Here is a 24,036-nt window from a genome sequence, read left to right as displayed (position 1 = left end):
CAGTGTGGACGCTGCCGGCGGCAGATAAGGACGACAATGGCAGTTCGGCAAGTCGACTTCGGTCGAAAGGAATTCCGTTCGGATCCCTACCCGCTATGGGAAGAACTGCGCCACGCCGGGCCCGTGCATCGAGAAGTCTCCGGTGGCTGGCTCGTGGTGACCCACGCAGCGGCAGAACAACTCCTTCGTGACCCGCGAACCGGTAAAGACCTCCGGCTCCTGAACGACGGGAGTGATCCGGGAGTTCCGAGCAGTGCGTCTCAGCGCTATATGGACCTTTGGACCGAGTGTCGGCTGCCGTCCATCCACCGCCAGTGGCGGCGCTTGGTCCAGCCCGGTTTCACTCCCAAAGCCGTCGCCAGCCTCCGGGAGCCGATGCGCCGGATCGCCGAGGATCTTCTTGACGCAGCACCGGCCGACGGCTCATTCGACCTGATGACTGGCTTTGCCCGTACCTTCCCGGTGGCAGCAGTCGCATCCGTTCTCGGGCTGGATAGCCCGGGAACGCAGACTCTCTTGCAGTGGTCGGATGCTATCGGGGCAGTACTGGAACCCGGTGTTGACGCCGGCACGCAGGCAATCGGTGACGCCGCCTTCGACGCTTTGGCCGACTGCATCATCGGCGGGATCAGCAGGCGCCGGCGGCAGCCCGCGGATGATTTTCTCACTGGCCTCATCGCCGGAGCCGACGAGACGCTGACAGATCAGCAGTTGGTCGCCACCATCATGCTGTTGTTCCTGTCCGGTATCGAGACGTCGGCGGCCCTCGTGGGGAACGGAGTCCTGGCGTTGTCCGATGCCCCGGAACAAGCCGACCTTCTGCGAACACGTCCGGAATTGATGCCCTCGGCCATCGAGGAGATCCTTCGATTCGACGGTCCGGCGTGTATCGTCGTCCGGGCCACGTACGAGCCTGTGAGGGTAGACGGCGTCCAGGTTCCGGCCGGGGAGCTTCTGTTGTTCGCTCTCGGTTCCGCCAACCGCGACCCGGCCCGATTCCACGACCCAGATCGACTCGTCCTCGACCGCCGCCCGAACCGGCATCTTGCCTTCGGTACAGGTGACCACCACTGTGCGGGTACCGGGCTGGCTCGGATGGAGGCCACCGTGGCGATGGAGGCCCTGATCGCCAGGTTCCCGTTGCTGGAGGTCGACAAGGAAGCGGTGCGCTGGATGGACTCCCAGTACCTGCGCGGCCCCGCATACCTGCCGGTGATGACGCATTCCATGATGCCCAGCGGGGAAGGAAAGAAGTGCCGTTGAAGCTGAGTACGTTCCGCGACATTCGGGAGATCGGCATCGATGACTGGGCTTCGGTGTCCGGTCAGGGTTCAGCCTTCTCGGGTTACCACTGGTTGGCCTATGTGCAGACCCATCGTGACGCGGAAGCAAGTTATCTGGTCGCGCAGCAGCGCAGAACCACGATCGCTGCCTTGCCCACATACTTTTTCGCTGATGAAGTGCCGCGATATTATGACCCTCATTGGCTATTGCGGGATCAGTGGCAGGGGAAGCGTCGGCCAGTCCTGCTCGGGGGGTGTCGGGAAGGATACCTGACCGATATTCTGGCGAACGATGCCACACCTGATGATGAGCGTAGTGCCGCCGTGTCGGCGATCGTCGAAGAGATACGCCGCCGTCGCGCTGAGGTCGATGCGGTAGCCGCCATTCTGTACCTGCCGGATACCGCGATGGAGAGGCTGGGGTCGGCTCTAAAACCAACTGACCGCAGGTTTGTGGTCGACGCCGAGGCGATCGTCACCGTGCCGGACGGCGGACTTCGGTCACACGTTGACAGCCTGCCGCGGAAGAGGCGAGCGTCAGTGCGTCACGATATGGAGCGCTTCGCCCGCAGCGGATGCCGGTTGGAGGTCGCCACGCTTACTGATTGTTATCAGAAGATTGGCCGGCTCTCGGCGGCATTGCTTGACCGGTACGGTCGCGTGGTCGACCCGGTCGAAGAGGTGGAACGTTTTCGGAGGCAGGCGGAGAACACGGTGGGAATGAATAGGGTGTTCTGCGCTTATCTCGGAGATGAAATGGTGGGGTTCGCGCATTTTGTTAGGTCGCGAGACGTTCTCTATGCACGCTCGGTTGGTTTTGACTATACCGTTGCTCGTGAGGCCGCTCTCTATTTCAACCTCACCTACTATGCGGCAATAGATTTTGCTGCTGAGAATGGCGTTCGATCCATCAACTACGGTTGCGACTCGTTTCAGACAAAAGTCTTCAAGGGCGCGAAACTTCATCCGCTCTGGGCGGTTGTTCTGGACGCTGATCAGTCCGGGTTCGATCGCATCGACTACGCGGTCGCGGAACAACGAGTCCTTGGCCCCATCCGAGATCTTGATGAATCGGTGATCACCGAGACGGTGAAAGAATGGTCGCCGGGAACCTGGACCTAGTGCGCCGTTCCGCAAATGGGTGACTATCGGTTGATCTGTCTCCTCCGTGACGATTGATGAAGTACGCCGACGGGTTCTTCGCCAACCACATCTTCTGGCCGGCGTCGCACACCCAGCGGATGGTGCAGCTCTACCGGCAGCGGTTCGAGCACTACGGGCACGGCTCGGCCGACCAGGCCATCGTCGGCCTCGGCGGGCAGGTGTTCATGCGTAGGAACAGCCAGGACGCGGTCAAGGAGTTCCGCCCCTACTTCGACAACGCCCCGGTCTACGGCCACGGCCCGTCGCTGGAGGACTTCACCCGCGAGACGCCGCTGACCGTCGGCAGCCCGCAGCAGGTCATCGACAAGACCCTCGGCTTCCGCGAGTACGTCGGCGACTACCAGCGCCAGCTGTTCCTGCTCGACCACGCCGGCCTGCCGGTCAAGACCGTCCTCGAGCAGCTCGACCTGCTCGGCTCCGAGGTGGTCCCGGTACTGCGCAAGGAGTTCGCCGCCCGCAAGCCGGCCCACGTGCCGGACGCACCCACCCACGCCTCCCTGCTCGCCGCCCGCGACGCCGCCAAGGAAGAAGTGAAGGCATGAAGCAGCGCAAGCTCGTCGTCATCAGCGCGGGCCTGAGCCAGCCGTCGTCGACCCGCCTGCTCGCCGACCAGCTGTCGGCGGCGGCGGCCGGCGCCGCCGCCCGGCTCGGCGTCACCCTCGACGTCCAGTTCATCGAGCTGCGCGACCTGGCCCACGAGATCACCGACAACATGCTCACCGGCTTCCCCGGCACCTCGCTCAAACAGGCCCAGGAGGCGGTCACCGCGGCCGACGCCCTGATCACCGTCACCCCGGTGTTCTCGGCGAGCTACAGCGGACTGTTCAAGTCGTTCTTCGACGTCCTCGACAAGGACGCCCTGGTCGACAAGCCGGTTCTGCTCGCCGCCACGGCCGGCACGGCCCGCCACTCGCTGGTCCTGGAACACGCCATGCGGCCGCTCTTCTCCTACCTGCGCGCGGCGATCATCCCGACCTCGGTCTTCGCCGCCAGCGACGACTGGGGCGCGAACTCGGTCGAGGGCCCGCTGCGCGCCCGCATCGACCGCGCCGCCGCCGAACTCGCCCGCGAGGTCGAACGCCGCGAACCCGCCGTGGTCACCGACCCGTTCGCGCTGACCGCGGACTTCGAGGACCTGCTGAAGAACCTCTGACCACCACCACCGACGATCGGCGCGGGACACCGGGACACCCCCGGAGTCCCGCGCCGATTCGCATCGGCGCGTCCCACGCCGGTCGGCGGGATCATCCCCGCCGATCGGCTGGCATGCCGTCGCGCCCCTTGGCGACCACGAGTCGGCGGGCAGGATGGCTTGGCCTCTCGGCTTGCGCGAGGCGGGCATGCTGCATGCAGCGGGGGACGGGGAGAGACGAATGTCATCGGTACGGCAAGCGAGCAGGGCGGAACAGTCGGGCGAGGTGGAGGCACCCGCTCGATGGTCACGCCCGCCGTCGTCACGGCGGATGGTCGCCCGGCTGGTGCAGTTCGTCGGCACGGTCGGCGCGGTGATGTCGGTGCTCCCGCCACGGCACCACCAGCGGGTGACACTGCTCGCCGACATGGTGCCCACCGCCGGGCTGCTCACCGCCCGGATCGCGTCCGCCGTCATCGGCGTGCTGCTGGTCTACCTCGGTTCCGGGCTGCGCCGGGGCAAACACCGCGCCTGGCAGGTGGCGCTCGTCCTGTCGTTGATCAGTGTCGTCCTGCACCTGGTCAAGGGCGGCCTGGTCCCGGTCCTGATCGCCGGGTCGATCGTCGTGGTGCTGGTGTGGCAGCGCGACGAGTTCACCGCTCCGGACGATCCGCGCAACCGGTGGCGGGCCGTGCGGGCGTGCGCCACGTTCCTCGGTGCCGGGTTCGTGCTCGGGTTCGCCGAGATCGCGGTGCGCGGTAACCACCTGGACGGCCACTTCGGGGTGTGGAGCTGGGCCGAACATGCCGCCCTCGGTCTGATCGGGGTCACCGGTCCGGTCCGGTTCGTCTATCCGCTGGGTGACCTCACCGTGTCGATCACCACCGGCGCGTTCGGGCTGCTGGCGTTCGCGTCCGGTGGGCTGTTGCTCCTGCGGCCGAGCACCGGCACCCGGCGCGAGCCCGCCGACGAGGACGTCCGCCTGCGCGAGATGCTGGACCGGCACGGTGACGGCGACTCCCTCGGCTACTTCGCCCTACGTCAGGACAAGCAACTGGTCTGGGCGCCCTCGGGTCGGGCCGCCGTGGCGTACCGCGTGGTCAACGGGGTGAGCCTGGCCTCCGGCGACCCGATCGGCCTGGGGTCGGAGTGGCCCCGGGCGATCGCCGAGTGGTTGGCCGAGTGCGCCGCGCACGGCTGGACCCCGGCCGTGCTGGCCTGCGGTACCGCCGGTGGCCGCGCCTACCAGAAGGCCGGCCTCGACGTGATCGAGCTGGGTGACGAGGCGATCGTGGAGGTCGCCGGTTTCACCCTGGAGGGCCGGCCGATGCGTGGCGTACGGCAGGCGGTGGCCCGGATCCGGCGGGCCGGCTACACGTGCACCGTGCTCCGCCAGCGCGACCTGTCCGCGGAGACTCTCACCGAGGCGATGGCCTGTGCCACCGCGCTGCGCGAGGGCAAGGTGGAGCGGGGCTTCTCGATGGCGTTGTCGCGGCTGGGCGACCCGGCCGACGGCGAGTGTGTGCTGGTGCTCTGCCGGGACGAGGCCGGTGCCCTGCGCGGTCTGCTGCAACTGGTCCCGTGGGGCCGGCGGGGACTGTCGCTGGACCTGATGCGCGGTGACCGGACCGCGCCGAACGGCTTGACCGAGCTGATGGTCGTCTCGGTGATCGAGGCCGCGGCCGGGCTGGGGGTGGCCCGGATCTCCCTCAACTTCGCCGTGCTGCGGTCGGTCTTCGCCCGGGCCGAGGAGCTGGGCGCCGGGCCGGTGATCCGGCTCTGGTCGCGGATCCTGCGGGCCGCGTCCCGGCTGTGGCAGATCGAGTCGCTCTACCGGGCCAACGCCAAGTACCAGCCGGACTGGCAGCCGCGTTTCCTGTGTTTCCCGTCCGCACGTGACCTGCCCCGGATCGCGATCGCCGCGCTGACCGCGGAGTCCTTCCTGCCCGGCCCGGGTTCCCGCCGTCCCTCCGGTGCCGCGTGAGCCTGACCGGATTGCCGCTGATCCTGAGCGCCTGGTCCCTGCTTGTCGCGGCGGCGGTGGCCACGGTACGGCTGTGGCGCCGGATGCCGGCCCGGATCACCGGCCTGGTGCTGGTCGAGGTCCTGACCGTGCTCGCGATCGCGCTGACCGCCAACCGGGCCGAGAGCTTCTACCCGTCCTGGCGGTCGCTCGTCGGTGACGCGACGGCCGCCACGGTGACCGAGCCGACCGAGTCGGGGCGGCTCGACCGCTCACTGGACGCCGGCACGGTCGTCTGGTCGCCCCCGGAGGCCGCCGGCTGGCACCTGGCCGTACCGCCTGCGCTGATCGCCGGGTCCGACTACGCCCGGCTCCCGGACCGGCGTTTCCCGGTCGTCGTGGTGCTCACCACCGAGGACGCCCTGACCGCCGTCAAGCACACCGCCGCCCGGGCCACCGGCGTGCTGACGGTCGTCCTGGTGCCGACCGGGAAGACCGATGCGGCGACCCTGTCCGGGTTGTCCGCCGTCCTGTCCCGCGACGCCCGAGCCACCGACGGCATCGCGGTCGTGGCGGCCCCGGCGTGGCGGAAGCTCGCCACCGCGTGGCCGGCGCACGCCGCCTTCGCCGACTTCGACGAGGCGGTACGGATGTCACCGCCGCCGCTGGCCGCTCCGATGCGGTTGCCGTCGTGAGCATCGACTCGGCAGCGACGATCACCCTGGCGGTGCTGCTCGTCCTGGCCCTCACCGCCGGGCTGGCCCTGTCATGGGACCGGCTGCGGATCGTCTGGCGGGCCCTGCTGGCGTTCGCCGTCGTGATGAGTCTCGCCGGTACCGCGGCGCTGCAGCTCAACCGGCTCACCGAGGCGTATCCGAGCTGGGACTCGCTGGCCGGTGCCACCCCGGACGGCCCCGGCCTCGACGAGCCGGACCTCGACGAGACCGTCCCGCCGGAGTCGCACGACAGCGAGCCGGGCCAGGGCCGTCTGGTGACCTATCAGGTGCCGGGGCCGGCCAGCGGCATGCACATGCCGATGCTGGTGTACCTGCCCGCCGCCTACTTCGACCCGGCACAGCAGACGGTCGCGTTCCCGGTGATCGAGGCGCTGCACGGCTATCCGGGCACACCGGAGACCTGGGCCCGCCGGCTCGACATCGCCGGACACCTGGACCGGGAGATCGCGGCCGGGCGGATGGCGCCGACCGTGGTGCTCCTGCCCTATCAGACACCCGATCGTCTGCTCGACACCGAGTGTCTCGACCTCACCGACGGGCCGAAGGCCGAAACCTATGTCACGCGGGACGTGCCCGCCTGGGCGCTGTCCCACCTGCGGGTACGTGGCGAGCGGGAGGCGTGGGGACTGATCGGATACTCGGCCGGGGCGTACTGTGCGATGAACCTCGCCCTCAAACACCCGGACCGGTACTCGGCCGCCGCTGCCCTCTCCGGGCTGGCCGGGCCCGGCATCAAGGTCGGCGACCAGAGTGAGAACACCACGAACGACATCGCCTGGCGCCTGCGTCACCTGCCGGCACCGGACGTCGCACTCTGGATCGGCTGGGCCGCGGATGAGAAGAACGCCCGCCTCGGCTCGCAGCAGGTCGTGGAGGCGGCCCGGCCGCCGCTGACGGTGGAGACCGCGGTGGTGGCGCACGGCGGGCACAGCCACGCGACGTGGCGTCAGATGGAGGCCCCGGCCCTGGACTGGCTGTCGGCACGACTGGCGCGCCCGGCTGTGCCAGTCGGCACAGCCGGGCGGTAGAGGAACCGGTCGTCACCCCAGGCGGAAGCTCTGGGCGGCCGTTCCGTTGCAGGTGTACTGGACGAGCTGGACGCTGTCGGCCGTGCTCGCGGCCGGTACGTCCAGGCACTTGCCGCTGTTGCGGTTGACGAAGTGGTAGTGACCGCCGCCCTCGGCGACGGGCTGCCACTGCTGGTTGGTGCCACCGCCGTACGCCCAAGTCTGGATCTTGGCATTGTCGGCCGTGGAAACGCCCGTCACGTCGAGGACCTGGGTCGCGTTGCCGCGGTTGTTGATCCGGACGTATCCGTTGCCGGCACTGGCGAACTGGTACTGCTGCGCGTTCGAGCCATTGCAGGTGTACTGCTGGATGGCGGTGCCGTTGACGGTTCCGGCCGCGCGGGCGTCGAGGCACTTGCCGCTGTTGCGGTTGGTGACCGGGTACCAGGCGGCCGGGTCGATCGGGCTGTCGGTGGGCGGAGGCGAGGTCGGCGGGGTGGTCGGATTCTGGCCGCCCAGCCACTGCAGACCCTGGATCAGCCACTGGTTCTGCTGTGCGCTGTCGAACGTCGACGACGTCCGCGTGTTGGTCTCGTAGTTCATGCCGTTGTGGCCGAAGTTGGCGTACAGCATCTTGTAGTTCTTGTTGGTCCACAGGATCGGGTAGTAGCCGCTGCGCCACTGCTGGTTCGGGTCTGTCCCGACCGGGAAGGTGGACGCGTCGAGCGAGGCCAGGACGTCGATGTTCGGGTTCTGGCGCAGGTCGTTGCTCCACGAGTACCACTCGCTGACCGACGACTGGATGGTGGCGGGCAGCCCGGCCGTGGACGGGTGGTTCCGGTTGTCGATCCGCAGGGTCTCGGCGGTCGGCCCCCACGTGTTGGTGGCGAAGTTCCCCGAGCCCAGGAACGTGTTGTAGTACCAGCTCCAGGAGCTCGCGCTGGTGGTGAACGCGCTCACGTGGAACCCGAGGAACCCGCCGCCGTTCTGCATGTACGTCTGGAACGCGGCCCGGCGCTCGGCCGGCGGCCCGTCGTCCAGGAACATGATCACCTGGTATCCGGCCAGGCCGGTGGCGCTCAGTCGGCTCCAGTCGGTGGTGGCCTCCCAGGTGAAGCCGTACTGGGCGCCGGCCCGGGGGAACCAGTCCCGGGCCTCTTTGTCGAAGTCGATGTGCGCGGCGTCCCAGGTGCCGTTGTAGAAGGCGAGCACCTTGAACGGTGCCGCGGCGGTCGCCTGGACGGTGTGGGCGAGCAGGCCGGTGGTGACTGCGGTGAGCAGGGCCAACGACGCCACCAGGGCGCGTTTGAGCAGCTTTGTGGCCAACGTGGATACCTCGGAGGACGGAGGGGCGGGGAGGGCGGCGCCGCTTGGCGTTCATCCTCAGGTATCGATACCCGGCCTCGCAAGGTTAACAGTCCTAATAGTTAAAACATCTTCCTAACCAGCCTTGCGGGCCACCCCGCCGTAGAGGGCGACCTGCGCGTCGGTGAACTCGACCACCTCGTCCGGCCGCCAGCGGGCGATCGGCAGCACCCCCGGATCGACCAGCTCCAGCCCGGCGAAGAACCGGGACACCTCGGCGTGGTCACGCAGCCGCGAGGTGATCCCCTGCCGGCGCATCACCTCGGCGAACCGGGCCCACGACTCCGGATCGTGGTCGGCGGTGATGTGCGAGATCACCAGGTGGCTGCCCGGCGCCAGCCCGGCCGTCAGCTCGTCGACGATCCGGTACGGCTCGTCGTCGTCGGCCAGGAAGTGCAGGACGGCGAAGAGTAATACCGCGACCGGCTGCCCGAAATCCAGCACGTCCCGCGCGCCGGCCAGGATCTTCGCCGGATCCCGCAGGTCGCCGTCGACATACGCGGTCCGCCCCTCGGGTGAGCTCGTCAGCAGCCCCCGGGCGTGTGCCAGCACCAGCGGATCGTTGTCGGCGTAGACGACCCGCGCCGCCGGGTCCACCGACTGAGCGACCTCGTGCACGTTCGGTGAGGTGGGCAGCCCGGTCCCGATGTCCAGGAACTGCCGCACCCCCGACTCGGCGAGAAAACGCACGGTCCGCCGCAGGAACGCCCGGTTCTGCCGGGGCGCGGTGGCGGCGTTCGGATTGACCTTCAGCCCCTCCGCGGCGGCCGCTCGATCCGCGGCGAAGTTGTCCTTGCCGCCCAGCAGCACGTCATACACCCGGGCGGGGTGTGGCCGCCCGGTGTCCAGGCCCTCGGTCATCCATAGAGGATACTCAGTTCAGGATCGCGCCGGTGACCGCGACCTGCTCCTTGAGGACGCCGCTGATCAGCCGCTGGGTCTGGTTGATCTCGTCGACCGCGTGGTGGATCTGGGCCAGCGAGGCGGTCACCGCGTCGACCCTCGCCTGGATCGCGTTCACCTTGGCGCTGACCTCGTCGGTGGCCCGCTCGGTCTCCGTGGACAGCTCCTTGACCTCGCCCGCGACCACGGCGAACCCCTTGCCCGACTCACCGGCCCGGGCCGCCTCGATGGTCGCGTTCAGCGCGAGCAACTTGGTCTGCGCCGCGATCGTCTGGATCGCCCGGACCACGTTGTTGATCTCGGTGCTGGCCTGGCCGAGTGCCGCCACTTGCTCGTTCGCCTCGGCCGCCAGGCTCTCGCTGTTCTCCGCGACGGCCGACGCGGACGTGACGTTGCGCTCCACCTCGGCGATCGAGTCGAGCAGGTCCCGACCGGCCTGGTGCAGCTGCTCGGTCGAGGCGAACCGCTCCAGAGCCTGCCCGACCAGGAACGCCGTGTTGCGCAGGGCGCTCTCCCGACCCGGGTACATGATCAGCGTCCGGGTGGCGAAGAAGTCCATCGTGCCGACGATCCGGCCACCGACCTTGATCGGCAGGCAGACGCCCGATTTGACCCCGACCGCCTGTGCCGCCGGGCGTCGGACACAGTCGGTCAGCTCCCCGAGATCCTCGACGAAGACCAAGTCGCCGCGGTCCCAGGCGCGACCGGACAGGCCGACCCCCCGGGCGAACGACGCGGTCATCGTCACCTGCCGGAACTCCGCGCCGGCGTCGCCGGACTCCAGGGCGAACCGCAGCACCTGGTCGCCCTCGTCGAGCGCCCAGAACGAGCCGTACTGCCAGTCGAAGTCGCGGCGGATCGTCTCCAGCGCCGACCGCAGCGCCTCGTCCCGGCTGGTCGCCTGGGTCATCTGGCGGATGACGGTGGACACCGCCTCCACGTCCTGCGCGGTCTTCTCCTGCTGGACCAGCTCGTGCAGGCGCACCAACGTGGCCGAGGCGAGCACCCCGATCGCCCGCAGCGCCGACAGCCGGCCCTCGGACGGGTCGAGTCGTTCGGTGGTGAAGAAGTCCATCGTGCCGACCACCCGGCCGGCCTCGATGATCGGGAAGCAGATGCCGCTGCGCACCCCGGCCCGCAGCGCGTCGGGCGCCCGCACGCAGTCCTTCACCTCGGCGAGATCAGGAACGAAGACCAGGTCACGGGTACGCCACGCGCGTCCCGACAGGCCCACCCCCTCGGCGAACGACGCGGTCAGGGTCACCTTCCGGAAGTCCTCGTTGACGGTCCCGCTGTCCTGCGCGAACCGCAGCACCCCGGCGTTGTGGTCGAGCTGCCAGTAGGAGCCGTACGCCCACCCGAACCGCTGCCGCACCAGCCGCAGAATCGCGGCGATCGCCTCGTCGGGCGAGGTGACCTTCTCCATGGCCGACACGATCGCGGTGACCGCTTCGACGTCCGCGGCCGCCTCGGCGAGCTCCGACTGGAGTCGGGTGATGGCGTGCGGCTTCCGCGGTCCGAACATGCAGGCTCCTCCGAGCGGGGAGTGGCCCGGCGCCACTCAGCCTCATCTTCGGGTCGCACCCGCTGCTCTTGAGCGTGACGAGCCCCGACGGAAAAGGTCAGGGCAACGCCTTCGCAACGTACGCCGAAAACCGATCGCCGTGGACCCGGCCGGCTTGCGAGCATCTCGGCATGTCCGGCTTCGATGTCCGTGCGGTGGATCTGGCCGCGCTCAATTCACTGACCAAATACCCGTCGATCCCCACCTACCACGCCCTCGACCCGAGCAACGGCGGCCTCACCGAGCAGCCGGTCCCGTTCACCGGGGCGGTCCTCGGCACCGAGAAGGTCGACGGCACCAACTCGCGGATCATCGTCCTGCCGGACGGCTCCTACCTGCTCGGCTCCCGGGAGGAGCTGCTCTACGCGCAGGGTGACCTGATCGGCAATCCGGCCCTCGGCATCGTGCAGCACCTGCGGCCCCTGGCCGAGCAGCTGGCCGGTTCCGGCGGCGACGGCCTCCGGGTCTACTACCTGGAGCTGTACGGCGGCAGGATCGGCGGTCAGGCCAAGCAGTATTCGGCCCGCGGCGCGCACGGCTGGCGGCTCTTCGATGTGGCGCTCGTCGACGACCTCGACGAGCGGCTGACCTGGGCGCCGCAGCGGATCTCGGCGTGGCGGGAGGGCGGTGGCCAGGCCTACCTGGGTGAGGACGAGTTGTCGGCGACCGGGCTCGACCTGACACCGCGGCTGTTCACCGTCGACGCCGCCGAACTCCCGGCGACGGTCGAGGGGATGAGCGCGTTCCTGGCCGAGCGGCTGCCCCGGACCCTCGTGGCGCTCGACGACTCGGGCCTGGGCGCCGCCGAGGGTGTGGTGCTGCGGGCCGCCGACCGTTCGGTCATCGCGAAGGCCCGCTTCCAGGACTACACACGCACGCTGAAGCGGCGGGCCGCGCGGGGCTGACGGTCAGACCGGCGGCCCGGCGATGATCAGGGCGGAGACGGCGAGCCAGCCGATGTGCCAGGCCTGGTCCAGCTCGAACAGCCCGGTGCCGGGTCCGCTCGTCGCCGGGCCGGACGCGCGGACCACCCCGACGTGGTCGAGGTAGCCGCCGCGGCCCAGGCGGCGGCCGAGACGGATCAGCGGGGTGCGCAGGTCGGCGATGAAGTGGGTGACCGCGTTGACCGCGATCCCGGCGACGAGCCAGCCCGGCTGGAGCGGCAGCCGCAGCCACAGGCCGGCGCCGAGCAGGAAGATCGTGGTGGTCGCGGTCCATGACATGACGTGCTTCGCGCAGTGCCAGAGCGCCACCGACCGGACGCAGCCCTCGTTGTCGAGGCCCTTGCCGTACGCCTGACCGCTCGTCTGCACCCAGTGGTCGCCGATGTAGTGCCCGGCCAGCATCACCCCGAACGCCACCGCAGCGGTGACCGCCCTGACCAGATCTTCGTGCTCCATGCCGCGATCCGCCTCCGCCGAGAGTGCCGTCTCATAAACCACTCCAGCACTACGACGCGGCTGGAACCCGCAAACGTGTCCGCGCACACTGCGTCACGTCCGTCACGCTGCAAACCTTAAAACCTTCGAAAACCCCCATGTGGTACGGGATCAGGCCCCGGTCCAGCCGCGGACCCGGTGGATCCGAGCCGTCCTCGGGTAGCGGCCGCTCACCGACCGGCCGCCGGTCTCGAAGAGGTCGACCATCAGGATCATCGGATAGTCCGGGGCCTGCGCGAACCTTCCGACGACCACTCCTTCGCAGCCGATCACGGTGCCGCCCGGACCCCAGATCGCGGTCCACGTGTGCGGGCCTGCCGCGTCGACCGGCACCGACACCTCGGTCATGTCGGTGCGTAGACGGTCGTCGTGGTGCGCCTTGATCCCGATCCGCGCGGTCGTGGTCCGGTCGCCGACCGCCTCGGCGTCGATCTCGAAGACGCAGATCTCGCCACTGTCCCGGGGGCTGAGGTGTTCGCTGCCGACCAGCCAGACGGCGAGCATGCCGCCCGGGTCGGCGGGGGCGGTCACCGTCACGTCCACCCGACCGGCCGACGGCGTCCAGAGCAGCCGGGTGGTGTCCGGGGTGCGCACGGCCAGCCCGTCCGGCCGGTGCCGGTGGGTGCCGCGAGTGGTTCCGGCCGTACCGGAGAAGTTGCCGGTCTGGATGTTGGAGACCCGTAGTGGTGCGTCCTCGGGCCGCCAGTCCGGCTGGTCCTCGTCGATCCGCAGCAGCAGCCCGTCGCCGTCCAGCGCGTAGCGTGCCCGGGACCGCTCGGGGGTGCTCCAGTGCGGCAGGTAGTGATCGATCCAGCGGTCCTCGCGCAGAACCGGATCGGTGAAGTCGTCGGCCAGGTCGGGTGCCTGGGTCGGCGGCGCGGGCAGCGCTTCGAAGGTCACGCCACATCCCACCACACGGGGTTGTCGGTGACGGTGCGTGACTCCCAGGATGCGGACGACTGCGTCACATCCGAACGGGGGTCGGGCCGGTTCAGGGTAAGGGGCAGGTAGCCTCCCGGTCATGCGAGGAAAGACCACCGCGGCCGTCGTCACCAGCACCCTTCTGGCGATGTCCGGCTGCGCTACCAGCGGACAGTCCGTCGAGCCGGCCGCCACCGCGGCCCCGGCGGTGACCATCAGCGGCCTGGACGAGGCGACCGCGACCGTGTGTGGCATCGCCAACCAGGCCACTCTCGGTGAGGGCGGCTACGATTTCGACGTCGCCACCGCCAACCGGATCGTGACTGTCGGCAATACGTCGAAGAGCACGGTGATCACCTCGGCGGCGAACGTGCTGGCGGTCTCCACCCGGCAGGCGCAGGCCTCGGCCGGGCAGCCGGAGGAGGCCTCTCACCTGGCCGAGCTGCGCACCGCGATCCTGAAGTTCCAGACCATCTGCCAGGACGTGGACGCCCTGGTCGGCAGCATCGAGCAGAGCGAGCACGCGGTCGACGACGACTCGGTCAAGTCGACCCGCTGACCGCCCGATCGTGGAACCCCCGGCCCGTACCGCGGCCCGGGGGTTTCTTGTTTTCCGCCTCCGACTCGGCGAGTGTCCACTATCGATCGACGCTCGTCATCGCGATCGACCGGCGTGCCCCGCCTGACATGGGCCCCGACGTGCTGATACGGTTCCGGGCGCTCACTGGCGAAGGAGTCGTTTGTTCGATGGGGAGGATCGGCTGTCCGGCCCATGTGAGCGGAACCGGTGTGGCGGTAATTTCACCGTCCACACGTCACCTGGCCTTGGGGGAGTGCCTTGCAGGTGAACGATCCGGCCCGGGACGCGTTACAGCAGGTGGAGAGCGCCGCACACCTGTACGCGGCGGGCGAGGACGAGATAGCGGCGTTCCGGGAGATCCTGTCCCGGCAGCACCCGAACGACCGTGGCACGTACGCCTGTGCCGCCCTGGACCGGGTGATCACCGACATCGCCTTCGATCACCGGACCGAGTGCGACGGCGGCCCGGACTGCCGGACCTGCGCGGGCCTGCGTGACGCGTTGACGATCGCGGTGGCCAGCGTCCGGTCGATGATCGCCGACGAGATGACCTGGCGGAACCGGCGGAACCGGCGCTGGTTCTGGAACCGCTGATCAGCCGTCACTGCAGGCGGAAGTCGGCGAAGTCGAAACCGGGCGCGACCACGCAGCTGACCAGGACCGGTTCGGTTCCGGCCGGTTCGGCGGCCTGCCAGACACCGGGCGGGATCAGCACCTGCGGCTCCTGACCGGCGGCGATGTCCGGCCCGAGCAGCACCTCGTCACCGTCGGCGGGCTGCTCGCCGGCACCGCCCCGGCGCAGCAGCAGCGGCCCGCCGGAGTGCCAGAACCACAGCTCGGCCGAGCGCACCACGTGCCAGGCCGACTGCTCGCCCGGGTGCAGCAGGAAGTAGATGGCCGTGGCGGCGTGCCGCGGGCCGCCGTAGCCGTCCGGCTCGAACGTGACGGGTGAACGCCAGGTCTCCCGGTACCAGCCGCCCTCGGGGTGCGGTTCCAGACCGAGGCGCTCGACAAGATCAGAAGCCATGGATCGGATCCTATGCCTTCACAGGGTGTACGTCGTACGGAACAGCCCGTCCGGGTCGACCGAGGCCTGGAGTCGCCGGAGCCGGTCGAGATGGGTGCCGTGGTAACGGGACGGGTCGACCGGTCCCGGCTCCAGGTAGTTGACGTAGCGGCCGGACGACCACGGTGCCACCGCGCGATGCCCGGAGTCGATCCACGTGTAGCCGTCGGCCACCGCGGCGGGATCCGCGGCCGGCAGGTCGACCAGCCACTGGAGCATGGTGCTCGCGCCGTGCCAGGGGAACGCGTTGGTGTCGGCCCTGACCCGGGCCGGCGCGCCGGTCATCCGTTTGAGCTTGGCCAGGCCCGGCCGGCGGGTCGCGGCCCGTGCCTGCACCACGGCGATCAGCGCGTCCACTCCGGCGGGCGGCACCGTACCGGTGAAGATCTCACTGCCGATGACGTGCGTGCCCCGTGCCGCTCCGGCCGCCCGGTCCTGCAGTAGCCGTACGTGCGGCTTGCTCTCGACGGCGGTCGTGGCGGGTTCCCGGCCGATCGCCTCGACCAGGGCGGCGGCCTCGGCCCCGGCGTCGCCGTCGAGGACGTAGCCGCCGATCCGCACCGACGGCGTCCCGGTCGCGTCGGAGACGAACTGGCACGCCGACCAGCAGTCGTCCGGCGCCACGACGTTCCGGGCCTGCCAGCCGGCGGCGACCGCGGCGGCATCCGTCCACGGATAGGTCAGCTGAAACGTGCTCGTGGTACCGGCCGGGTAGGTGCGTATCCGCCAGGACGTGACCACCCCGAACCGCCCGCCGCCGCCACCGCACAGCCCCCAGAACAGCTCCGGCTCCCGCTCGGCGTCCACCGTCCGGGAGTTGCCGTCGGCCGTCACCACGTCCGCCGCCACGACGTTGTCGCAGGTCAGGCCGTAGGCCGAGGCGGCCACTCCGATGCCGCCGCCGCTGGTGAGCCCGCTGATGCCGACACTTCCGCAGGTGCCCGCCGGAACCGACACCCCGTGTACGCCGAGCCCGGTGTACACGTCGATGAGCGGCGCGCCGCCACCGATCGTCGCGGTCCGGGTGGGCGCGTCGAACTCGACGGTCCGCATCGGCCGCACGTCGAGAACCAGCCCGACGGCGGTGGTCGACGCCCCCACGTAGGAGTGCCCGCCGCATCGGGGAACGATCGGCAGCCCCATCCGGGCCGCGAACCGCACCCCCTCGACCACGTCGGCCGGCCCGGCACAACGCAGGACCGCCGGCGGCAGCACGGCGTCGAACCGCGGCGAGAACAGCCGCCGAGCCTCGTCATATCCGGCGTCCCCGGGAAGTTCGAGGCTTCCTTGCACACCGTCGGCGAGCGCCTGCCAGTCGGCCGGCGTGGGCTCCGGCCCCGGCCTGATCACCTTCGGACCGGCCGGCCACCCGGTCTTCGGTGCAGCCAGCCCGACAAGCCCGGCCCGAAACAGCCCACGACGGGACAACAGCATACAAACATCCTGACATAAGCTGTTATGTCCGTTTGGGGCTTTCCTGGTGTGCCGCGCCGTCGGTCAACGGCTCACCGGTGGCGGCCGCCACCCAGTAGAGCTGCTTGTGCCCCCGGGCCTCCATCTCGGACGCCACCTCTTCGGCCTCCACCCGGGACGCCCGCCGCGTCACCACGAACCGGTTCCCGTTGTCGTCCTGCCGCCACACCACCCAGACCCCGTCAGTCACCCCACCATCCTCCCGTACGGCCCGGCCGGCCGCGGGATCAGTGGACCGCGGGCTCGACGGTGAGGGTTCCGGTGTCGGCGTTCAGAGCGGCCGGGACTCCCAAAGGGACGGCCAGTTGGGTTCGGCCGTGGCCGATCGGGAGGCCGGCCAGGACCGGGATGCCGCGGTCGTTCAGGTGTTCGGCCAGGACCTCGTCGGCGCCGGGGCAGGCCGTGAACGAGCCGACGGCCACCCCGGCCAACCCCTCGAACCAGCCGGAGCGTTCCAACTGGACGATCATCCGGTCGACGCGGTAGGCGGCCTCGTTCACCTCTTCGAGCAGCAGGATCGCGCCGGTCAGGTCGGGCTGGTGACGGGTGCCCGCGGTGGCGGCGAGCAGGGTGAGGTTGCCGCCGAGCAACGTGCCGTGCGCCTGACCGGGATGGTGCACGACCACCGGCGGCGCCGGATCGGGGCCGGGCTCGGCGGTGATGGTCAGTGGGGTCGTGGTGGTCAGGGACTGGCGGGCGGCGGCGGTGGTCGGCGGGTCGTTCAGCAGGGTGCTGCCGGTCGGGCCGTGGACCGTGGCCAGGCCCGCCTCGTGCCACAGGGCCAGGTGCAGGGCGGTGATGTCGGAGAAGCCGACCACCAGTTTCGGGTCGGCGCGGATCGCGGCGTAGTCGAGGTGGTCGACGATTCGCTGGGTGCCGTAACCGCCCCGCAGGCACAGGATCCCGCGGACCTCCGGGTCGCGGAAGGCCGCCTCCAGGTCGGACCGGCGCTCGTCGTCCGTACCGGAAAGGAAGGATCGCCGGCCGAGAGCGTGCGGGCCGCGCTGTGTGCGCAGCCCCCAGGATTTCAGGATCCCGGCCGCGTCGGCGGCCTGCGCCTCGGTGACCGGGCCGGCCGGTGCCACCAGGGCGACCAGGTCGCCGGGTTCGAGACGTCGCGGGCGGATCATCGTGCCGGCCCGGGCGGTGTCACCGGCGGCGGTGGAGACGGCGGACGGCAACGGAACGGGGGACGGCGGCCGGATCAGCGGCGGTCGGCGGCGGCGTAGGAGACGGCGGCCGTGACGGCGGAGACCGCGATCACCGACGGCCACGAACCGATCCGTCTGGCCAGCGGGTGGGAGACCGCGAACGCGCCGAGATAGGTCGCGACCAGCGCGCCGGTGGTGACCGGGCCGGTGCGGCGGGCCCACTCCCGGCCGGCGAGGAGACCACCCGCGGCGAGGACGGCACCACCCAACGGGCGGATGCCGGTGCGGCGGGCGATCTGCCAGCCGCCGATCAGGGAGCCGGCGGTGATGACCGCGGTCGGTACGCGCATGACCCCGACCGTACACCGCGGCCGGGCACCGGACGGGGCGGCGCGACGGGCGCCGGTCCGACATGATCACGGGTATGAATCAGTGGAGGTCCGTGCTGGCCGGCGTCGGTGGGGCGATTGTCGTCGTCGTCGCCGGCAGTGCCTTCTTCAACAACAGCCTCCTGCCGAAATACCATCAGGATGCGATCAACCCGACCGGCGTGTTCGCCCTGGCACTGCTCGTGATCGTGGTCGGTGCGCTGCTTCTGCTGCGCTGGTGGCCCTACCTGCTGCTGGTCGCCGCCCTGCTCGCGGTCCTGATCGTCGTCCTGGTCCTACCCGACGCGGACGAGGCGTTCTACTCCATCCCGGATCCGTTGTTGCTGCTGCTCCACTACGGTCCGTACCCGCTGGCGCTGATCGGCGCGCTCGGCTGCGCGCAGAGCCTGCGTGATCGGGGCGCCGTGGTGGCGGGGCTGACCGGCGGGGCGATGGTGTTCGCCGGTGCGCTGACCGGTTCGATCCGATGGCTGCACGGTCCGATCGACGCGTCGTGGCACACCGTCCTGATCGCTGTCGGTCTGGTCGCACTCCTGCCGGCGCTGTGGACGCTGCGTCACGGTGACACGGCGGCGGCTCTGCCGGCGGGCCCGCGCGGAGTCTGGCAGGCCGTCGCGACCGGGCTGGTGTTGTCGCTGGCAGTCCCGGCCGGCTGGATCGGTGACCAGATGATCGCGCTGCACATCGTTCCGTGGGAGGACCCGGGGCGGGTGGGTCTCCTGATCGGTCCGGCCATCGTGGTCGTGGCCACCGGGCTGATCGGGCTCGGTGGAGCGTGGACGGTCGCCGGCACCCTGACCGGCGCCGCGATCCTGGTGTCGGTGGCGATGCCGCTGTACCTCGCGGTCGGGAGCCTGCGGCAGGACGGACCGGCCGGATGGCTCGCGGCTGCGGCCGGGTTGGCGCTCGGCGCGGCGGTCGCGGTGACCCGCTGGCGGGTGTACGGCGCGGTGGCCCTGACCGTGGCTGCGGCGGTCACCCTGGTGCTGACACGTGACCTGATCTGGCTCGGTCTGCTCGCCGGCGAGCGGGACCCCCGGGCGTACCCGCTGGTGGTGGTCTGTGTCGCCGCGACCGTCGCGGTGTTCGCGGCGACCGCGACGGTCCTGGCCCCGCACGGCGCGGTCCCGGCGGCGCTGGGTCCGCTGGCCGTGACGGTCGCCATCGGCGGGCTCCACACGATCAACGGCGCGGCCCTGTGGTCCTCCGGATCCGAGGGCGTTCACTTCACCGTGTCGGCGGCCCTCGCCCTGGTCGCCGGCCTGGGTGTGGCGGGCCTCGGCCTGGCCGGGTACCGGATCGGGCGGCGTGCGAGCGCCGGTGACCCGGTGCCCGACGCGGCTACTGTGGCGCCGTGACGGTGCGGGTGATGGTGGTCGATGACCACCCGATGTGGCGGGACGGGGTGGCCCGCGATCTGACCGAGGCCGGTTACCTGGTCACCGCCGCGGTGAGCGAGGGCGTGCAGGCGCTGCGGGTCGCCCCGGCCGCCGCCCCGGAGGTGGTCGTCCTCGACCTGCAGCTGCCGGACCTGTCCGGGGTCGAGGTGATCCGGGGGCTGCTGGCGACACTTCCGGGCGTCCGCATCCTGATGCTCTCGGCCAGCGGCGAGCAGCAGGACGTGTTGGATGCGGTGAAGGCCGGCGCCAACGGCTACCTGATCAAGTCGGCCGGGCGGGCCGAGTTCCTGGACGCGGTCCGGCGCACCGCCGACGGCGACGCCGTGTTCACCGCCGGTCTGGCCGGTCTGGTGCTGGGGGAGTACCGGCGGCTGGCCGCCACCCCGGCCGCCGACGACCGCCCGCAGCTGACCGACCGGGAGACCGAGGTGCTGCGGCTGGTGGCGAAGGGCCTGACCTACAAGCAGGTCGCCGACCGGCTGGTCGTCTCACACCGCACGGTGCAGAACCATGTGCAGAACACGCTGGGCAAACTCCAGCTGCACAACCGGGTCGAGCTGGTCCGCTACGCGTTGGAGAACGGAATACTCAGCACCGATTGAGTACGCGTACTCATGCTCGCGGATCCACCTTCGGCGATCTTTCTTGCATGTCTGAAGAACGCCGCCGGGATCCGGTCTACCGCACTGTCACCCGGGTCACCGCCTATCTGCTGTCCCCGCTCGCCTGTCTGGTCGCTCCGGGCCGGGCCCGGGTCACCGCGTGCCGGTGGGCGCTGTCGTTGCGGTTCCCGGCGGAGAGTCTGGACGGGCTCCGGCCGGAGGCGCGGGCGGCGTTCGAGGCGGCGCGGACCCGGGCGCTGTGGAGGCACGGCGAGCTGATCGGCCTGACCTCCGGTTTCCGGACGGCGGCCCGGCAGGCCACGCTCTACGCCGAGGAGGTGCGACGCAGCGGGTCGGTGGCGGCGGCGCGGCGGTGGGTGCTGCCGCCGGGCGAGTCGCGGCACGTCGCCGGGACGGCCATGGACGTACGGCCCACCGAGGGCGCCCGCTGGCTGGAGGAGCACGGCGGCCGGCACGGGCTCTACCGGATGTACGACAACGAGTGGTGGCACTTCGAGTACTGCCCGGACGGCCCGCCGGTGCGGCTGCCGCATCCGGGAGTGGTGGCCGGTTAGCCCAGTTTCAGCACCACGAACTCGTCCGAGCCGTCCCGGACGACCTCCAGCTCGTCGAACCCGCAGCGTTTCAGCGCCCGGATCGACGGCACGTTGTGGACGGCGGCCTCGGCGTAGAGCGGCCGGGTCTCCTCCTGCCCGGCGCCGAGGAACTCGGCCAGCGCCCGCGTCCCGAGGCCGCGCCCCCAGAACTCGCGGCCCATCCAGAATCCGACGAGCCGCCGCCCGTCCTGCCACCAGGCCACGATGTTGCCCGCCACGGCGCCGTCCACGGTGATCGCCCGGGCACGCGCGGTCGGGTCACCGAGCACCCGTTTCGCCCAGTGCTCGACGAAGGCCTGCCGCTCCCGAGCCGGGAAGCTCGCCTGTCGCTGAGCCTCGGGGTCGCTCTGCTGCGCGAAGAAGACCTCGATGTCGCCGGCCTCGACCGGCCGGAGCCGAACCGACCCACTGTCGTCCACCCATCGACTCTACGCGTCGTCCGAGGCAGGATCACGATCGTGTTCCGTCGAAGCATCCTGCTGTTCAGCGCCATCGCCGTGGTCACCACGGCGCTCATCACGTGGGCGGTCGCCGAGGTCGTGCACGACATCGGCCTGGACCGCTGCGTCAGCGGGCGCCGGGTGGTGAGCTGCGGCGGCGACGGGTCCGAGACGTCCGGGGTGATCAGCTCACTGCTCGCCGTTCCGGCACTGTTCACCCTGGTCGGGGCCTATCTGTATCTGGCCGCACGGCTGGTCCGGGCGGCCCGCCCGAAGAACCGCGAGGCGTTGCGCAAGACGGTCCGCGTGCGGTTCACCCTGGCGTTCCTCGCCGCCGCGGTCATCTCCGTGCCCGCGACCCTCCTGCTCCTTTAGGGGTACGGCCACCCGTACCCCGATCGAGCGGCGACCGACACCCGTACCGTCCGTATCAGAAAGTACTTGCCCGCCTGGAAAGTGCTCGTGTACTTTCCAGTTAGGAAAGTTGATGCCTGAGGAGGAAGTGATGGACATTCCACCTGTCGACGCCGAGCTCGCCCTGGCCGAGATGCAGGCCCGCCGTGCGCAGGTCGTCGACACCAACCTGGTGCCGCAGTGGTTCTGGCCGGCGATCGGCGGCCTGATGCTGCTCTTCGTCGGCGCGGTCGAGACCGGCATCGGCTGGGTGATCGCGGTCGGCACGATCGTCTACACCCTGGGCCTGGGCGCGGTGATCCTCGCCGTCGTCCGCAAGGCCCGCGTGCAGGTCCGGTTCGACCTGCTGGGCGCACGCGGCATCGGCGCGATCCTCGGGTTCGCCGCCGGCCTGACCGCGCTCGGTGTCGGCCTCGGGTTCCTGCTGGAGGCGCTGTCCGCTCCGGTCCCGGCGTTCCTGGCGGTGATCCCGGTGGCTCTCGGCCTGACGGTCGGCGGTCCTCGCCTGATGTCCTACCTGCGCGGGCTGATGCTCTCCCGCCCGCTGGCGGGCTCCCGGTGACGCCCCGCTTCGACGACCTGATCCACGCCCCCACCCGGCTCTCCCTGGTGAGCCTGCTGGCGGCGACCGACTGGGCCGACTTCAAGTTCCTCCGCGACAGCCTGGAGATGTCCGACTCGGCCCTGTCGAAGCAGCTCGCCACGCTGGAGGAGGCCGGCTATGTGGAGATCCGCAAGTCGTTCGTCGCCAAACGCCCGCGCACCTCGGTCAAGCTGAGCGACCGCGGCCACGAGGCGTTCGCCGGTCATGTGGCGGCGTTGCAGGAGATCGTCGCCCGCGCCGGGCTGGCGGTCCTGCCCGACCAGGTCAGCTGAGCGGCAGGTCGATCCGGCGCCCCAGCCCCCACTCGGCGGCCTCGTCGTCGGTGACCATCGCGAACGCCCCGTCCGGCACGTCGTCGAGGGACACCGCCCGTGACGCGGTGGCGAGCAGTTCCGCCTCGGCGGCTCCGGCGATGAAGAAGACGTACACGTCCCCGAACTCCTCCCCGTCGTCGGCGACCTCGACCGTCCCGTCCTCCTCCAGTTCGGCGAGGAACTCCTCGATCTGGTCGATCCAGGGATAGGGGTAGGCGCCGCGGTCGAGCCCGGCGACGGGGGTCAGCGGGACGTGGATCTCGACGACGACTTCAGCCATACCCCCATGCTCAGTCACCCCGCCGTCGCCCGCAGCCCGTTCCACCTGTTGTCCGGCCGGTCGCCAGGGTTGTCCCGACGTCCGGCGACAACCCTGACGACCGGCCGCATCCCGGTCAGTCGGTGACGGCGGGCAGGCTCTGGGCGGCCTTGAGGGCGGCCGCGGCGGCCTGGTACGGGTTGTACGTGTAGCTACGTGACAGCGTCCCGGTGCCGCTGAAGTAGGAGGCGGCGAGCTTGGCCGGGTCGGTGGCGATCTCGCCGCGTCCGGGGGCGTCGTTGCCGTCGTCCCAGCCCCACGGCGCGTTGGCCGAGTTGGTGCCGCAGGAGAAGGTGCCGGTCCCACAGCCGCCCGAGGTGTCCCCGGCGAACGTGCCGAGCGAGGCGAACAGGTTCGTGTTGTTGCGCTGCGCCCACAGCCCGCCGTCGGCGAAGACGTCGATCAGCCGGTACCTGACGTCCCGGTCGTTCGCGTTGCCGGGCGACTCGGAGACGCTCGACGACGGGTAGTACACGACACCGTCGCCGTCGATGTCGTACTGAGGCCACGCCTTGAGCCCGTGCCCGCCCCGCTCCTGGGCGGTGACCGGGTGCTGGAACGAGTCGTGCGGCGACGACTGCAGCTGCAGGGTCCCGTCGATGGTCTCGGTCCCGTTGGCCCACCCGCTTGCCGACGGCTTGTACGAGTAGAAGTCGCTGTGCGCCACGGTGACCGCGGCCTTGAGGCTGCCGTACTCCGAGCCGTCCTTCTCGACGATCTCCAGCACGCCCTCGCCGTCGTTCTCGTGCTCGGTCTCGAAGAACGGGTGGTCGATCCAGTCGCGCGGGTGGAAGAACAGGTACGTCAGGTACCAGTGGGTGCTGGTCTCGACGACCGAGTAGTAGACCGCGGCGTCAGTGTTCGTCCCGGTGTTGTCCCAGTTGTCCCGGCCGTTCAGGTTCCCGTCGAAGTCATACCGCGTGATGTAGTCACTCTTGCCCGCGAGCGCGTGCGAGCCGGTCGTGTCGACGTCCTGGTAGTGGATCGGGGCCCAGCGCAGGGCGATCTCGGCCCGGCTGTGCGCCGCCTGCGCGGGCGTGGCCAGCGTGACCGCGACCAGGGCGCCGGCCGCCATTGAGCGGATGATTCGCACACGTCCTCCTTGTATCGGTGGACGTGAATATAAAAGATTCTTCACATAAAGAGGTGGAGGGCAGGTGAACTAGTCTGGGCCGGTGACCGACGCCCG

At 70.2% G+C, this 24,036-nt stretch carries 28 protein-coding genes and 2 pseudogenes; 16 read left to right on the top strand and 14 right to left on the bottom strand.

Going from position 1 to position 24,036, the window contains the following annotated elements:
- The first annotated feature begins 36 nt into the window (after positions 1 to 36).
- From Q0Z83_RS26585 to Q0Z83_RS26555, 7 genes and pseudogenes are all read left to right on the top strand, one after another.
- On the top strand, positions 37 to 1,263 hold the full coding sequence (locus Q0Z83_RS26585) for a cytochrome P450 (RefSeq protein ID WP_317796727.1): 1,227 nt from the start codon (positions 37 to 39) through the stop codon (positions 1,261 to 1,263).
- The gene (locus Q0Z83_RS26580; RefSeq protein ID WP_317796726.1) at positions 1,260 to 2,405 is read left to right on the top strand and encodes a GNAT family N-acetyltransferase; all 1,146 of its coding nucleotides are present in this window, start codon (positions 1,260 to 1,262) and stop codon (positions 2,403 to 2,405) included. The genes Q0Z83_RS26585 and Q0Z83_RS26580 overlap by 4 nt, the downstream gene beginning before the upstream one ends.
- A 62-nt stretch (positions 2,406 to 2,467) precedes the next feature.
- A pseudogene (locus Q0Z83_RS26575) lies at positions 2,468 to 2,989 on the top strand (LLM class flavin-dependent oxidoreductase); the annotation flags it as partial.
- The gene (locus Q0Z83_RS26570; RefSeq protein WP_317796725.1) at positions 2,986 to 3,600 is read left to right on the top strand and encodes an FMN reductase; all 615 of its coding nucleotides are present in this window, start codon (positions 2,986 to 2,988) and stop codon (positions 3,598 to 3,600) included. The pseudogene Q0Z83_RS26575 and the gene Q0Z83_RS26570, both read left to right, overlap by 4 nt.
- Positions 3,601 to 3,865: 265 nt before the next feature.
- Complete coding sequence (locus Q0Z83_RS26565; RefSeq protein WP_317796724.1) at positions 3,866 to 5,563, top strand: phosphatidylglycerol lysyltransferase domain-containing protein; 1,698 nt, start codon at positions 3,866 to 3,868, stop codon at positions 5,561 to 5,563.
- The gene (locus tag Q0Z83_RS26560) at positions 5,560 to 6,237 is read left to right on the top strand and encodes a hypothetical protein (RefSeq protein WP_317796723.1); all 678 of its coding nucleotides are present in this window, start codon (positions 5,560 to 5,562) and stop codon (positions 6,235 to 6,237) included. The genes Q0Z83_RS26565 and Q0Z83_RS26560 overlap by 4 nt, the downstream gene beginning before the upstream one ends.
- A complete protein-coding gene (locus Q0Z83_RS26555) occupies positions 6,234 to 7,307 on the top strand; it encodes an alpha/beta hydrolase (protein WP_317796722.1) in 1,074 nt (357 codons plus the stop codon). The genes Q0Z83_RS26560 and Q0Z83_RS26555 overlap by 4 nt, the downstream gene beginning before the upstream one ends.
- A 12-nt stretch (positions 7,308 to 7,319) precedes the next feature.
- On the opposite strand, the gene Q0Z83_RS26550 is transcribed toward Q0Z83_RS26555, so the two are convergent.
- The 4 genes and pseudogenes from Q0Z83_RS26550 to Q0Z83_RS55905 form a co-directional block, all read right to left on the bottom strand.
- On the bottom strand, positions 7,320 to 8,612 hold the full coding sequence (locus Q0Z83_RS26550; RefSeq protein ID WP_317796721.1) for an RICIN domain-containing protein: 1,293 nt from the start codon (positions 8,610 to 8,612) through the stop codon (positions 7,320 to 7,322).
- Positions 8,613 to 8,726: 114 nt separating this feature from the next.
- Positions 8,727 to 9,512: an SAM-dependent methyltransferase gene (locus tag Q0Z83_RS26545; RefSeq protein WP_317796720.1), complete on the bottom strand. Its 786-nt coding sequence runs from the start codon at positions 9,510 to 9,512 to the stop codon at positions 8,727 to 8,729.
- Between the two features lie 13 nt (positions 9,513 to 9,525).
- Complete coding sequence (locus Q0Z83_RS55910) at positions 9,526 to 9,882, bottom strand: methyl-accepting chemotaxis protein (RefSeq protein ID WP_378079257.1); 357 nt, start codon at positions 9,880 to 9,882, stop codon at positions 9,526 to 9,528.
- A 150-nt stretch (positions 9,883 to 10,032) separates the two neighbouring features.
- Positions 10,033 to 10,980, bottom strand: a pseudogene (locus Q0Z83_RS55905) (GAF domain-containing protein); the annotation flags it as partial.
- A 269-nt stretch (positions 10,981 to 11,249) separates the two neighbouring features.
- Between Q0Z83_RS55905 and Q0Z83_RS26535 the strand changes: the two are divergent.
- Positions 11,250 to 12,023 (top strand): RNA ligase family protein, encoded by a 774-nt coding sequence (locus Q0Z83_RS26535; protein ID WP_317796718.1) that lies wholly within the window; start codon positions 11,250 to 11,252, stop codon positions 12,021 to 12,023.
- 3 nt (positions 12,024 to 12,026) lie between these two features.
- On the opposite strand, the gene Q0Z83_RS26530 is transcribed toward Q0Z83_RS26535, so the two are convergent.
- Together Q0Z83_RS26530 and Q0Z83_RS26525 are read right to left on the bottom strand one after the other, a co-directional pair.
- Positions 12,027 to 12,518 carry a transcriptional regulator gene (locus tag Q0Z83_RS26530; protein ID WP_317796717.1) on the bottom strand — a complete coding sequence of 164 codons (492 nt, stop codon included), beginning with the start codon at positions 12,516 to 12,518 and terminating at the stop codon, positions 12,027 to 12,029.
- 150 nt (positions 12,519 to 12,668) lie between these two features.
- Complete coding sequence (locus Q0Z83_RS26525) at positions 12,669 to 13,457, bottom strand: LamG domain-containing protein (protein WP_317796716.1); 789 nt, start codon at positions 13,455 to 13,457, stop codon at positions 12,669 to 12,671.
- Between the two features lie 121 nt (positions 13,458 to 13,578).
- Between Q0Z83_RS26525 and Q0Z83_RS26520 the strand changes: the two genes are divergently transcribed.
- Together Q0Z83_RS26520 and Q0Z83_RS26515 are read left to right on the top strand one after the other, a co-directional pair.
- Complete coding sequence (locus Q0Z83_RS26520) at positions 13,579 to 14,037, top strand: hypothetical protein (RefSeq protein ID WP_317796715.1); 459 nt, start codon at positions 13,579 to 13,581, stop codon at positions 14,035 to 14,037.
- A 285-nt stretch (positions 14,038 to 14,322) separates the two neighbouring features.
- Entirely contained in the window at positions 14,323 to 14,652 is a 330-nt protein-coding gene (locus Q0Z83_RS26515) for a hypothetical protein (protein WP_317796714.1), read from the top strand.
- 7 nt (positions 14,653 to 14,659) lie between these two features.
- On the opposite strand, the gene Q0Z83_RS26510 is transcribed toward Q0Z83_RS26515, so the two are convergent.
- The 5 genes from Q0Z83_RS26510 to Q0Z83_RS26490 all read right to left on the bottom strand — a co-directional run bounded on the left by Q0Z83_RS26510 (position 14,660) and on the right by Q0Z83_RS26490 (position 18,098).
- Entirely contained in the window at positions 14,660 to 15,085 is a 426-nt protein-coding gene (locus Q0Z83_RS26510) for a cupin domain-containing protein (protein WP_317796713.1), read from the bottom strand.
- A gap of 18 nt (positions 15,086 to 15,103) precedes the next feature.
- Entirely contained in the window at positions 15,104 to 16,558 is a 1,455-nt protein-coding gene (locus tag Q0Z83_RS26505; protein WP_317796712.1) for an FAD-dependent oxidoreductase, read from the bottom strand.
- Between the two features lie 22 nt (positions 16,559 to 16,580).
- Complete coding sequence (locus Q0Z83_RS26500; RefSeq protein WP_317796711.1) at positions 16,581 to 16,787, bottom strand: hypothetical protein; 207 nt, start codon at positions 16,785 to 16,787, stop codon at positions 16,581 to 16,583.
- 37 nt (positions 16,788 to 16,824) lie between these two features.
- On the bottom strand, positions 16,825 to 17,727 hold the full coding sequence (locus tag Q0Z83_RS26495) for a S66 peptidase family protein (RefSeq protein WP_317797136.1): 903 nt from the start codon (positions 17,725 to 17,727) through the stop codon (positions 16,825 to 16,827).
- A gap of 74 nt (positions 17,728 to 17,801) precedes the next feature.
- Positions 17,802 to 18,098 (bottom strand): hypothetical protein, encoded by a 297-nt coding sequence (locus Q0Z83_RS26490; protein ID WP_317796710.1) that lies wholly within the window; start codon positions 18,096 to 18,098, stop codon positions 17,802 to 17,804.
- Between the two features lie 74 nt (positions 18,099 to 18,172).
- On the opposite strand from Q0Z83_RS26490, the gene Q0Z83_RS26485 reads away from it, so the two are divergent.
- From Q0Z83_RS26485 to Q0Z83_RS26475, 3 genes are read left to right on the top strand one after another with little or no spacing between them, the layout of a single operon-like run.
- On the top strand, positions 18,173 to 19,495 hold the full coding sequence (locus tag Q0Z83_RS26485) for a hypothetical protein (protein ID WP_317796709.1): 1,323 nt from the start codon (positions 18,173 to 18,175) through the stop codon (positions 19,493 to 19,495).
- Between the two features lie 11 nt (positions 19,496 to 19,506).
- On the top strand, positions 19,507 to 20,139 hold the full coding sequence (locus tag Q0Z83_RS26480) for a response regulator (RefSeq protein WP_317797135.1): 633 nt from the start codon (positions 19,507 to 19,509) through the stop codon (positions 20,137 to 20,139).
- A gap of 47 nt (positions 20,140 to 20,186) precedes the next feature.
- Entirely contained in the window at positions 20,187 to 20,714 is a 528-nt protein-coding gene (locus tag Q0Z83_RS26475) for a D-alanyl-D-alanine carboxypeptidase family protein (protein WP_317796708.1), read from the top strand.
- On the opposite strand, the gene Q0Z83_RS26470 is transcribed toward Q0Z83_RS26475, so the two are convergent.
- On the bottom strand, positions 20,711 to 21,175 hold the full coding sequence (locus tag Q0Z83_RS26470) for a GNAT family N-acetyltransferase (RefSeq protein ID WP_317796707.1): 465 nt from the start codon (positions 21,173 to 21,175) through the stop codon (positions 20,711 to 20,713). The genes Q0Z83_RS26475 and Q0Z83_RS26470 overlap by 4 nt on opposite strands.
- 39 nt (positions 21,176 to 21,214) lie before the next feature.
- On the opposite strand from Q0Z83_RS26470, the gene Q0Z83_RS26465 reads away from it, so the two are divergent.
- From Q0Z83_RS26465 to Q0Z83_RS26455, 3 genes are all read left to right on the top strand, one after another.
- On the top strand, positions 21,215 to 21,571 hold the full coding sequence (locus Q0Z83_RS26465) for a hypothetical protein (protein ID WP_317796706.1): 357 nt from the start codon (positions 21,215 to 21,217) through the stop codon (positions 21,569 to 21,571).
- 130 nt (positions 21,572 to 21,701) lie between these two features.
- A complete protein-coding gene (locus Q0Z83_RS26460; RefSeq protein WP_317796705.1) occupies positions 21,702 to 22,172 on the top strand; it encodes a hypothetical protein in 471 nt (156 codons plus the stop codon).
- Positions 22,169 to 22,486 carry a winged helix-turn-helix domain-containing protein gene (locus tag Q0Z83_RS26455; protein WP_317796704.1) on the top strand — a complete coding sequence of 106 codons (318 nt, stop codon included), beginning with the start codon at positions 22,169 to 22,171 and terminating at the stop codon, positions 22,484 to 22,486. Before Q0Z83_RS26460 ends, Q0Z83_RS26455 begins: the two co-directional genes overlap by 4 nt.
- Here the strand turns inward: Q0Z83_RS26455 and Q0Z83_RS26450 are convergent.
- Both Q0Z83_RS26450 and Q0Z83_RS26445 read right to left on the bottom strand, forming a co-directional pair.
- Entirely contained in the window at positions 22,479 to 22,808 is a 330-nt protein-coding gene (locus Q0Z83_RS26450) for a hypothetical protein (RefSeq protein WP_317796703.1), read from the bottom strand. The two genes, Q0Z83_RS26455 and Q0Z83_RS26450, sit on opposite strands and share 8 nt — an antisense overlap.
- A 115-nt stretch (positions 22,809 to 22,923) precedes the next feature.
- Positions 22,924 to 23,940 carry a hypothetical protein gene (locus Q0Z83_RS26445; protein WP_317796702.1) on the bottom strand — a complete coding sequence of 339 codons (1,017 nt, stop codon included), beginning with the start codon at positions 23,938 to 23,940 and terminating at the stop codon, positions 22,924 to 22,926.
- Positions 23,941 to 24,036: the final 96 nt, after the last annotated feature.

It is taken from the genome of Actinoplanes sichuanensis, assembly GCF_033097365.1.
Lineage (GTDB): Bacteria > Actinomycetota > Actinomycetes > Mycobacteriales > Micromonosporaceae > Actinoplanes > Actinoplanes sichuanensis.
Note: the sequence above shows the minus strand (reverse complement) of the source record. Positions and strands in the feature narration are given on the sequence as shown.